Annotated in this window: 8 protein-coding genes; all 8 read left to right on the top strand. The window is 39.8% G+C overall.

All coding sequences use genetic code 11. The features are described from left to right. Positions 1-72 precede the first annotated feature (72 nt). Positions 73-3,588, top strand: coding sequence for a DNA-directed RNA polymerase subunit beta' (gene rpoC, locus AAGU76_RS16900; RefSeq protein WP_342486703.1), 3,516 nt, complete (start codon positions 73-75; stop codon positions 3,586-3,588). Between the two features lie 142 nt (positions 3,589-3,730). Continuing rightward, the gene (locus AAGU76_RS16895) at positions 3,731-3,964 is read left to right on the top strand and encodes a ribosomal L7Ae/L30e/S12e/Gadd45 family protein (protein ID WP_342486702.1); all 234 of its coding nucleotides are present in this window, start codon (positions 3,731-3,733) and stop codon (positions 3,962-3,964) included. A gap of 25 nt (positions 3,965-3,989) precedes the next feature. Next, positions 3,990-4,409: a 30S ribosomal protein S12 gene (gene rpsL, locus AAGU76_RS16890; protein ID WP_019227368.1), complete on the top strand. Its 420-nt coding sequence runs from the start codon at positions 3,990-3,992 to the stop codon at positions 4,407-4,409. A 246-nt stretch (positions 4,410-4,655) separates the two neighbouring features. Beyond that, complete coding sequence (gene rpsG / locus AAGU76_RS16885; protein WP_342486701.1) at positions 4,656-5,126, top strand: 30S ribosomal protein S7; 471 nt, start codon at positions 4,656-4,658, stop codon at positions 5,124-5,126. A gap of 51 nt (positions 5,127-5,177) precedes the next feature. Continuing rightward, positions 5,178-7,250 carry an elongation factor G gene (gene fusA / locus AAGU76_RS16880; RefSeq protein ID WP_145087031.1) on the top strand — a complete coding sequence of 691 codons (2,073 nt, stop codon included), beginning with the start codon at positions 5,178-5,180 and terminating at the stop codon, positions 7,248-7,250. Positions 7,251-7,280: 30 nt separating this feature from the next. Next, positions 7,281-8,474, top strand: a complete 1,194-nt coding sequence (gene tuf / locus AAGU76_RS16875) for an elongation factor Tu (RefSeq protein WP_342483031.1) — start codon at positions 7,281-7,283, stop codon at positions 8,472-8,474. A 750-nt stretch (positions 8,475-9,224) separates the two neighbouring features. Then, positions 9,225-10,709 carry an alanine/glycine:cation symporter family protein gene (locus AAGU76_RS16870; protein WP_342486700.1) on the top strand — a complete coding sequence of 495 codons (1,485 nt, stop codon included), beginning with the start codon at positions 9,225-9,227 and terminating at the stop codon, positions 10,707-10,709. A 565-nt stretch (positions 10,710-11,274) separates the two neighbouring features. Then, positions 11,275-11,586, top strand: coding sequence for a 30S ribosomal protein S10 (rpsJ, locus tag AAGU76_RS16865; RefSeq protein ID WP_312814601.1), 312 nt, complete (start codon positions 11,275-11,277; stop codon positions 11,584-11,586). Positions 11,587-11,629 lie beyond the last annotated feature (43 nt).

Below are 11,629 nucleotides of genomic sequence, written 5' to 3'. Positions count from 1 at the left end.
GAGGCAAGCGCAAAAGCCTTGCCTCGAATACAGCATTGCTGTTAAAAAATCAAAATGAAGGGAGCGAACTCCTTGGTAGATTACAATAATTTCGAATCAATAAGAATCGGTTTGGCTTCACCTGATAAAATCAGGCAATGGTCGAGGGGAGAAGTAAAAAAACCTGAAACAATAAATTACCGAACATTAAAACCCGAAAAAGACGGTCTTTTCTGCGAGAAGATTTTCGGACCTACAAAGGACTGGGAATGTCATTGCGGAAAATACAAAAGGGTCAGATACAAGGGAGTAGTCTGTGACCGATGCGGAGTTGAGGTCACAAAAGCAAAAGTAAGAAGAGAAAGAATGGGTCATATCGAGCTTGCGGCTCCGGTATCCCACATTTGGTATTTCAAGGGCATTCCGTCAAGGCTTGGTCTCATTCTTGACATGTCTCCAAGAGCTCTGGAAAAAGTTTTGTACTTTGCCCAGTACGTTGTAACAGAAGCAGGAGACACATCACTTTCTGAAAAACAGCTTCTTACTGAAATGGAGTACAGAGAGTACAAGGACCACTATAAAAATGCGTTTAAAGCTGAAATGGGAGCTGAAGCAATCAAAAAGCTCCTTGAAAAAATAGACCTTGAAAAGGAATCAGCTGAACTCAAAAGCCAGCTGAAAGACAGCAAGGGACAAAAAAAGGTAAGAATAACAAGACGTCTTGAAGTTATTGAAGCATTCAGGGTTTCAGGAAACAGACCTGAGTGGATGATTCTTGACGTGATACCAGTAATTCCGCCTGAATTAAGACCAATGGTTCAGTTGGACGGAGGACGTTTTGCAACATCAGACTTAAACGACCTCTACAGAAGAGTTATAAACAGGAACAACCGTTTAAAGAGACTTCTTGATCTGGGAGCTCCTGACATAATAGTAAGAAACGAAAAAAGAATGCTGCAGGAAGCTGTTGACGCTTTAATAGACAACGGCAGACGAGGAAGACCTGTAACAGGTCCCGGCAACAGACCGCTTAAATCCCTGTCAGACATGCTTAAGGGTAAGCAAGGACGTTTCAGACAGAACTTGCTTGGAAAGCGTGTTGACTACTCCGGACGTTCGGTTATAGTTGTAGGCCCTGAGCTTAAGTTCCACCAGTGCGGACTTCCTAAGAGAATGGCTCTTGAACTTTTCAAACCGTTTGTTATGAAGAAGCTTGTTGAAAACGGCACTGCACACAACATTAAGAGCGCTAAGAAAAAAGTTGAAAAAGTAGATAATTCAGTTTGGGATGTTCTTGATGAGATAATCAAGGACCACACCGTAATGCTTAACCGTGCACCTACACTGCATAGACTGGGTATTCAGTCATTTGAACCCGTATTGGTTGAAGGAAAGGCTATAAAGCTTCACCCGCTCGTATGTACAGCATACAACGCAGACTTCGACGGAGACCAGATGGCAGTTCACGTTCCTCTTTCTGTAGAGGCTCAGGCAGAATCCAGATTCCTGATGATGTCAGTAAATAACATTCTGGCACCAAAAGACGGAAGACCAATAACTACTCCTACACAGGACATGGTACTCGGAAGCTACTACATGACCCTTGAAATTGAAAATTCCAAGGGAAGCGGAATGATTTTCAAGGATTACGAAGAAATGATGATGTCATACTTCAATAAAGAAGTAGACCTTCATGCAAGAGTAAGGGTGAGAAAAACAATTGACGGCGAAACAAGGCTTGTTGAATCAACAGTTGGAAGATTCATATTCAACGAAAACCTTCCTCAGGACCTTGGTTTTGTAGACAGGGAAAAAGACAAATTCTCACTTGAAGTAGACAAGACAGTAACAAAGAAACATCTGGAAGAAATAATATACAGATGCTTCAGACGCTACGGAAATGCAGACACGGCAGACGTGCTTGACGGTATAAAATCCAAAGGATACAGATACTCAACCGTAGGAGCAATTACAATATCCGTAAGCGACATTACAGTTCCTGAAGAAAAGAAACTTCTCATAGAAAAAGCAGAAAAACAAGTCCTTGAGTATGAAAAGAAGTACAGAAGAGGATTGATGACAGACGACGAAAGATACGAAAATGTTATTAAAATCTGGAACCAGACTACAGAAGATGTAACAGAGGCTCTTATGGGCAGCCTTGATCCTCTGAACAGCATTTACATCATGTCAGTTTCAGGAGCCCGTGGAGGCCGTAACCAGATAAAACAGCTTGCCGGTATGCGTGGACTTATGGCCAGTGCAACAGGTAAGACAGTTGAGGTACCGGTTAAGTCAAACTTCCGTGAAGGTCTGTCTGTTCTTGAGTTCTTCCTGTCAGCAACAGGAGCACGTAAAGGTTTAACGGACACCGCTCTTAGAACGGCAGACTCAGGTTATCTTACAAGAAGACTTGTTGACGTAAGCCAGGATGTCATCGTAAGAGAAGTAGACTGCGGAACAACAGACGGAATCGAAGTTGAATCTTTCGTTGACGGCAAGGAAGTAATTGAAGAATTGGCTGAAAGATGTGCTGACAGGTTTGCATCCGGGGACATCCTCCACCCTGAAACAGGTGAAGTGATGGTAAAGGCGGGAGAATTCATATCTGAAGCTACAGCCCAAAGGATTCAAAATTCAGGCATCAAGACAGTTAAGGTAAGATCGGTTCTCACTTGCAAGACACCTCACGGCGTATGTGCCAAGTGCTACGGTACAAACCTTGCTACAGGCAAGCTTGTTAACGTAGGTGCTGCTGTAGGTATAATTGCGGCTCAGTCAATCGGTGAGCCGGGTACTCAGCTTACAATGCGTACATTCCACACAGGCGGTATAGCAGCAGCAGCAGACATCACTCAAGGTTTGCCGCGTATCGAGGAGCTTTTCGAAGCAAGAAAGCCAAAAGGTCAGGCAATCATCACAGAAATACCGGGCAAAGTAACCGTGACCGAAAAGATACACAAGAGAGAAGTAACAATTACAAACAACGATAATATGGAAAGCAAGACTTATCTGATTCCTTATGGTTCAAAAATTCTGGTTACAGAAGGGGATTATCTGGAAGCCGGAGATAAGATTACTGACGGTTCCATCAATCCGCATGACATACTGAACATCAAAGGCATGAAGGCTCTTGAAGCTTACATACTCATGGAAGTTCAGAGAGTTTACAGAATGCAGGGTGTTGATATTTCCGACAAGCACGTTGAAGTTATAATAAGACAGATGGTTAACAAGGTTCGTATTGACGAAGCAGGAGACACCACACTTCTTCCGGGAAGCTTGGTTTCAACATTTGATTTCAACAGTCAGAACTTAGAAGCAGTTTCTGAAGGTAAGGAGCCTGCAACAGGCGAGGTAGCACTTCTGGGTATCACGAAGTCGTCACTTGCAACAGATTCCTTCCTTGCATCAGCGTCATTCCAGGAAACAACCAGAGTACTGACGGATGCGGCAACAAAGGGCAAGGTTGACAACCTTCTGGGACTGAAGGAGAATGTAATCATAGGTAAACTGATTCCGGCCGGAACCGGTATGAAGAAGTACAGAAACATAGGTATCACAACCGCTGATGTAGAGGTTGAGGAAGAAGAAGCCTTAGAAGAATAATCATTGGAATAAAATCAAAAAATATTTGACATCTAAAAAATAAGATGGTAGAATACTTTAGTGTTTTAATCCTTAAGTGAATTAATGAGCTTGGTTTGCGGCATTGCCGCAAACCGGGCATTTGTTAATGATAGGTGATTATATGGATGCAGAAAAAAGAATAGTGATAGGCAGTAAGCAGACTTTGAGAGCTTTGTCCAGAAATGAGGCCGAGAAGATTTATATATCAAAGGATGCTGATTTGCATGTTACTAAACCGATAGCTGATGTTTGCAAGGAAAAGAATATTGAAATAGTATATTTTGAAAACATGAAAGAACTTGGAACGTCTGTCGGTATCAACGTAAACGCAGCGGCTGCTGCCGTTTTAAAATAAAAACAAACCGTAAGGAGGTGCACGAATGCCATCAATTAACCAGTTAGTGAGAAAAGGAAGACAAGAAGTTACTTACAAATCCAATTCTCCAGCACTGAACGTAAGCTATAACACACTTCAGAAGAAGATGAATGAAACAAATTCACCTCAAAAAAGAGGAGTTTGTACATCAGTTAAGACTGTAACACCTAAGAAGCCTAACTCAGCTTTAAGAAAAATTGCCAGAGTTAAACTGACAACAGGTGTTGAAGTTACTGCATACATCCCTGGAGTTGGCCACAACTTACAGGAACACTCAGTTGTTCTTATAAGAGGCGGAAGGGTTAAAGACTTACCAGGGGTTAGATACCACATTATAAGAGGTACCCTTGATACAGCTGGTGTTGCAAAGAGGAAACAATCTAGATCCAAGTATGGAGCTAAGAGAGAAAAAGTGAAGAAATAACTAGACGATATCCGGCACACTATGCAGGTTATGATTGCAAACGCGCCATAATATATATATACAATTTTCTAATGTTTTGCGGAGTTCTCCGAGAAGCGTCAGGAATTGTTGCATTGAAGTTTACGGTTTTAAAGTTCATCATCAGATGAATACATAGACTGTTGCAGAGATGAATTGCATTTTGTGCACAACGGCAAACTATTGTCGAGTACCTGTGAATTAAATTTTATTAAGGAGGGAAGCAAAGTGCCAAGAAAAGGTCACATACAAAAGAGAGAAGTAATGGAAGATCCTATATATAAGGACAAAGTCGTTACTAAATTGATAAACCAACTCATGTATGATGGAAAAAAGGGAGTTGCTCAAACAATCGTGTATGATGCATTTGACATCATAAGAGAAAAGACAGGTGAAGAACCGTTAGAGGTGTTCACTAAAGCAATGAACAACATCATGCCAGTTCTTGAAGTTAAAGCAAGAAGAGTTGGCGGTGCCACTTACCAGGTACCGGTTGAAGTAAGACCAGAGAGAAGACAAACTTTGGGATTGAGATGGCTTGTAGGATATTCTCGTAAAAGAGGAGAAAAGACTATGCGTGAAAAGCTTGCAAAGGAATTGATGGATGCAGCTAACAACGTAGGAGCCAGCGTTAAGAAAAGAGAAGATACACATAAAATGGCAGAAGCTAACAAAGCATTCGCACATTTCAGATGGTAATATGCTTAAATTAAGTAAAGAACTTAACTTAGCAGCGTGAAGGAGGTTAAAATGAGTAGAGAATATTCTTTGGAAAATACCAGAAATATTGGTATTATGGCGCACATTGATGCGGGAAAAACTACAACTACTGAAAGAATCCTGTTCTATACCGGGAAAATTCATAAAATTGGAGAAACTCATGAAGGTGCATCTCAGATGGACTGGATGGAGCAAGAGCAGGAAAGAGGAATTACAATAACTTCAGCTGCTACTACTTGTCATTGGAAAGATGTAAGAATAAACATAATAGATACGCCAGGCCACGTAGACTTTACAGTTGAAGTTGAAAGATCATTGAGAGTACTTGATGGTGCAGTAACAGTATTTGATGCTAAAATGGGGGTTGAACCTCAGTCAGAAACTGTTTGGAGACAGGCAGATAAATATGGTGTACCAAGAATTTGTTTAATAAACAAAATGGATAAAATGGGTGCTGATTTCTTCTATTCAGTCGGAACAATCATTGACAGATTAAAAGCTAATGCTGTTCCAATTCAGTTGCCTATCGGTGTTGAAGAAAACTTCAGAGCTATTATAGATTTAGTTGAAATGAAGACTATAAACTATGGCAACGATGAAGGAACAGATATCACCATTACAGAAATACCAGAAGAATATGTTGATCAAGCAAATGAATACAGAGAAAAATTAGTTGAAGCTGTAGCCGATACTGATGAAGCATTGATGGAAAAATACTTAAACGGCGAAGAAATCACTGTTGAAGAATTGAAAAAAGCAATAAGAATTGCTACAACCAATGTTCAGATAATTCCTGTACTTTGCGGCACAGCATATAAACATAAAGGTGTTAGACTGATGTTGGATGCAGTAATAGATTACTTGCCAAGTCCAGTTGACGTACCACAAATGAAAGGTTTTGATCCTGACACTAAAGAAGAAGTTGAAGTGCATATTGCAGATGATGCTCCTTTAGCAGCGTTGGCATTTAAGATCATGACTGACCCATTCGTTGGAAAATTGACTTTCTTTAGAATTTATGGCGGAACATTAGAATCAGGAAGTTACGTTCTGAATTCCACTAAGAATAAAAAAGAGAGAATTGGCCGTATACTTCAGATGCATGCTAACAAGAGAGAAGAAATTAAAACATCTTATTCGGGAGACATAGAAGCAGCGGTAGGTTTAAAGTTCACTACAACAGGAGATACGTTGTGTGATCCTGACCATCCGGTAGTATTAGAATCTATGGAATTCCCTGACCCAGTTATAGAAGTAGCAATTGAACCTAAGACTAAGGCAGGACAGGAAAAAATGGGTATCGGCCTTCAGAAGCTTGCTGAAGAAGACCCGACATTCAAGACATATACAAATCCTGACACTGGTCAGACAATTATAGCAGGAATGGGCGAGCTTCATTTGGAAATCATCGTTGACAGACTCTTAAGAGAATTCAAGGTTGAAGCAAATGTTGGTAAGCCACAAGTTTCTTACAAAGAAACAATTACAGGAACATCTGATGTTGATATGAAGTATGCAAGACAGTCCGGTGGTAAAGGACAGTACGGTCATGTTAAAATCACTATGGAACCTGTTGAAGCAGGCAAAGGTATTGAATTTGTCAATGCAATTGTCGGTGGAGCGATTCCTAAGGAATATATTCCAGCAGTTGAAGCCGGTATAAGAGGCGCAGCTGAAAACGGTGTTCTTGCAGGATATCCGGTACTTGATTTCAAAGTAACATTGTATGATGGATCATACCATGAAGTCGACTCTTCAGAAATGGCATTTAAGATTGCCGGTTCTATGGCTTTCAAAGAAGCTATGAGAAAGGCTTCACCAGTATTGATGGAACCATATATGAAAGTTGAAGTAACAACTCCAGAAGATTACTTAGGAGATGTTATGGGAGACATTAGTTCTAGAAGAGGAAGAGTTGAAGGATTCTCTGACAGAAGTGGAGTTAAGATTGTAGATGCATTTGTTCCATTATCAGAAATGTTTGGATATGCAACTGTTCTTCGTTCCATGAGCCAGGGTAGAGCAGCTTATTCGATGGAATTCCACCACTTTGAAAGAGTTCCAAACAGCGTAGCTGAAAAAATAACACAACAACAACAATAACAATAATAAATAAATTATGGAGGAAACAAAATGGCAAAGCAAAAATTTGAAAGAAATAAACCCCATGTTAACATTGGTACAATTGGCCACGTTGACCATGGTAAGACTACTTTAACAGCAGCAATTACAAAGACATTGCATGAAAGATATGGTACTGGAGAAGCTGTAGCATTTGAAAACATAGACAAAGCTCCAGAAGAAAGAGAAAGAGGAATCACAATTTCAACAGCACACGTTGAATATGAAACTCCTAACAGACACTACGCGCACGTTGACTGCCCAGGCCATGCTGACTATGTTAAGAACATGATCACTGGAGCAGCTCAGATGGACGGCGGTATCATAGTTGTATCAGCAGCTGATGGTCCTATGCCACAGACAAGAGAGCACATCCTTCTTTCAAGACAGGTTGGCGTTCCTAAGTTAGTTGTTTTCTTGAACAAAGAAGACATGGTAGACGATCCAGAATTAATCGAATTGGTTGAAATGGAAGTAAGAGAACTTCTTTCAGAATATGAATTCGACGGAGACAACACTCCAATAGTAAAAGGTTCAGCATTAAAAGCTCTTGAAGATCCAATGGGACCTTGGGGAGATAAAATACTTGAATTGATGGCAGCAGTTGACGAATGGGTACCAACACCAGAAAGAGACATTGACAAACCATTCTTGATGCCTGTAGAAGATGTATTCTCTATTACAGGAAGAGGAACAGTTGCAACAGGAAGAGTTGAAAGAGGAGTATTGAAGGTTCAGGATAAGATTCAGATCGTTGGATTGAATGAAGAACCAACTGAAACTACTTGTACAGGTGTTGAAATGTTCAAGAAGTTGCTTGATCAGGCACAGGCTGGAGACAACATCGGAGCTCTTTTAAGAGGAGTTCAGAGAAATGAAATCCAGAGAGGCCAGGTTCTTGCAAAACCAGGTTCAATCACACCACACACAAAATTCAATGCTGAAGTTTACGTTCTGACTAAAGAAGAAGGCGGAAGACACACTCCTTTCTTTAACGGATACAGACCACAGTTCTATTTCAGAACAACAGACATCACAGGACAGATCGACCTTGAAGAAGGCGTAGAAATGTGCATGCCTGGAGATAACTCAAGATTCATCGTTGAACTGATTCACCCGATAGCAATCGAAGAAGGTTTGAGATTCGCTATCCGTGAAGGCGGAAGAACAGTTGGATCAGGCGTTGTTACTTCTATAATAAAATAAGAAGCCCTAACCCTGTTTTTCAGAATGATTTTTTCTGAAAAATAGCGGTAGGTCTTTCGCAACGAATTCCCAATGTATGCGACCAACGGAAGCAAATACATTGGTGAATGAGACTGCGCATTGAACACTGAATAGTGAACAATGAACAATTAATGATAAAACAGCTTTCTGACGAAAGCTGTTTTTTTATATAATAAGAAAGTTCTCTTTCTTATTATATAAAAAACGAGGATTGCAAAGGACGGGACGTCCTTGCCGTCAAGGGGGGTGCTCAGTAAAAATGCGTAAGCGTTTTTACGCCGAAGGGGGACATAGGTCCCCATAGCGGAGTTGCGGAGCAACTTTTTTATAAAACTTTTCTGGTGAAGCATTAGAATGACAAAAAAATGTTTTAAAATTTGATGGATTTTAATACAAGTGTAAAATTATCGTACACTTAATGTTATGATTTTTGTACATTGTGCTAAAACATAAATTCACATATAAAACGATGTGAATTTTATTATGTTGAATTTTACTGATACTTTGCAGTTCTGAAAGAAAAATAAGAGTTGGCATAGTAATTGCTTAATTTATATTTGGTTTATATTATTGACTTAGCCATAGTATTAATAGGATTTGTTGATTTTGAAACACAGGAATTTTATATAAGAACATAAATTGACATTCTTATAAGAACAGGCATTAGGTTGGTAATATAAGCATATCAGTTGTGAAAACATTATCAACTACATTTTTAGGAGGAAAGTCATGTTAAATTTGTTAAACAGTTTTACTAATTGGGCCAATGGCTATATTTGGGGCGTTGGTATGCTAGTGCTTATCGCTGGTACCGGTATTTATTTTACAGTAAGATTAGGTTTTTTCCAATTTGTTCGTTTTAAAGATATGTGGAGCCGTATCCTGGAAAAAGGTGACTCTGAATCAGGTATCTCTGCATTTGCATCATTCTGTACAACAATGGCTATGCGTATCGGAACAGGTAATATTGCAGGTGTTGCCGTTGCAATTTATATGGGTGGTCCCGGCGCGATGTTTTGGATGATACTTATAGGTATGACTAACTCTGCAGTTTGCTTTGCTGAGTGTACGTTGGGTCAGCTTTATAAAATCCGTGTTGACGGTGCATATCGTGGCGGCGGTGCTTACTGTGCAGAGCGTGGCCTTGGCTGGAAAGCATACGGTACTTTTATGGCTTTAGTTTTTGGTGTGGCTTGCGCTGTATTTATGCCGGCAGCTGCTACGTATACAATTTCTGATGCATTCCGTGAAGCAACAGGTGTTCCAATGGCAGTTACTTCTGCTGTCATTGCAGTATTACTGTTCATAACAGTCTTTGGCGGTATCAAACGTATAAGCTCCGTAGCTTCTATGATAGTTCCTTTTATGACAGTTGTTTACATGGCGGTTACTCTTATAGTTGTAGTGTTAAACATCACAAAAGTTCCTGCATTGCTTTCTAACGTTGTTACTTCAGCATTTGGATTGAACGCAGTATTTGGCGCTACTATAGGTACTGCTATTCAGCAAGGTGTTAAGAGAGGTACGTTCTCATCTGCATCAGGTATGGGTGAGTCTACGCCAACAGCTGCTGCTGCTGAAACCAGTCATCCTGTTAAACAAGGCTTGTCAAATGCTGCAGGTGTATGGTTAGATACAGTTATCGTATGTACATGCTCAGGTCTTTTGATTCTTTTAACAGACACCTTTAATACAGCAAGCGGCTACCATGGCAGCGGTATTGCTGAAGGCGTTACCGGCGGTGTTGTATTCGTTCAAGCGGCTGCAAGTACAGTTCTTGGCGGATTCGGAAATATCTTTATTGCAGTTATGCTGTTATTATTCTCTTTCACATGCTTAATCAGCTACTACTATGAAGCAGAAACAGCAGCTCTGTACTTGTTCCAAAAACCGGAACAACAAAAAATTCGTAAAGCTATAACAAGAACTATGCAATTTGGTATGCCTGTATTAGTATTCTGCTGGGGTATCATTGAATCCGGTACAGCTTGGAATCTTTCAGACCTTGCTCTGGGTACAACTACATGGGTTAATATGTTAATTGTTATCTTATTATTCCCAAAATGTATCGCTCTGTACAATGACTATGTTGAACAAATGAAAGCCGGCAAGGATCCTTACTATGATCCTGAGAAGCTATCCTGGAAAGGTGTTGACGTGGAACTTTGGAAAGAAATCAATGCTAAAAGAATACAGGAAAGCAAATCACTTTAACAATTAAATATGGACTATTCAAATCACCATCCAGAATAATTCCGGGTGGTGATTTTTTTCCTGCAGAGTCTCTGAACAGTCCTTTGACGGCAAGGACGTCCGACATGTACTCCTCGTTTTTATATAATACCAATTATATAAAAATTGTGTATGAATTAAATACGCAACATGGTATAATTGAAAAAGTTCCTGATTTTAATTATTAAATTTTGCAAATAGCATAAAATCTTCAAAAATCAATGAGAAAACATGCAATAATGTCGAGGAAAACACAAGCTTTATGAACCGGATGTAACAATTGTTAAACATCTGAAATAATTTAAAAAATATGAAAAAAACTCTTGATTTATGATAATTAATGGTATATTATTATAAAGCTTGCCACATGCGATGACGCAGAAGGTTGCTGAAATACAAATGTTTCAGGTAATTTTTGCAGAGTATGTCCTGTTAGGAAACAGGGCGACCGGTACTGCTTTTTTAAAACATAATTACGAAACACCCGGCGTGGTGTATCGAGCGGTTCCGAGTTGTATGGATGACATACGAAGAAGGAGGTAAAAAAATGGCAAACGCACAGAAAATAAGAATTAGGTTAAAAGCTTATGATCATCAATTAATTGATCAATCTGCACAAAAAATCGTGGAGACAGCTAAAAGTACTGGTGCAACAGTAGCAGGTCCTATTCCGCTGCCGACTGAGAAACAAGTTATCACAATACTTAGAGCGGTTCACAAGTACAAAGACTCCAGAGAGCAGTTTGAGCAAAGAACTCACAAAAGATTGATAGACATAACTAACCCGACTCCGAAGACTGTTGATTCTCTGATGAAGCTGAATCTGCCGGCAGGAGTTGACATCGAAATCAAATTGTAAGAAAAAGTAGAGAAATAAAAAGCAAAAGCAACTCTGCTTAGAA

The sequence above is a fragment of the Sedimentibacter sp. genome (assembly GCF_038562225.1).
Taxonomy (GTDB): domain Bacteria; phylum Bacillota; class Clostridia; order Tissierellales; family Sedimentibacteraceae; genus Sedimentibacter.
The sequence above is the reverse complement of the archived record's forward strand: the minus strand, read 5'-3'. Positions and strand labels throughout refer to the sequence as shown.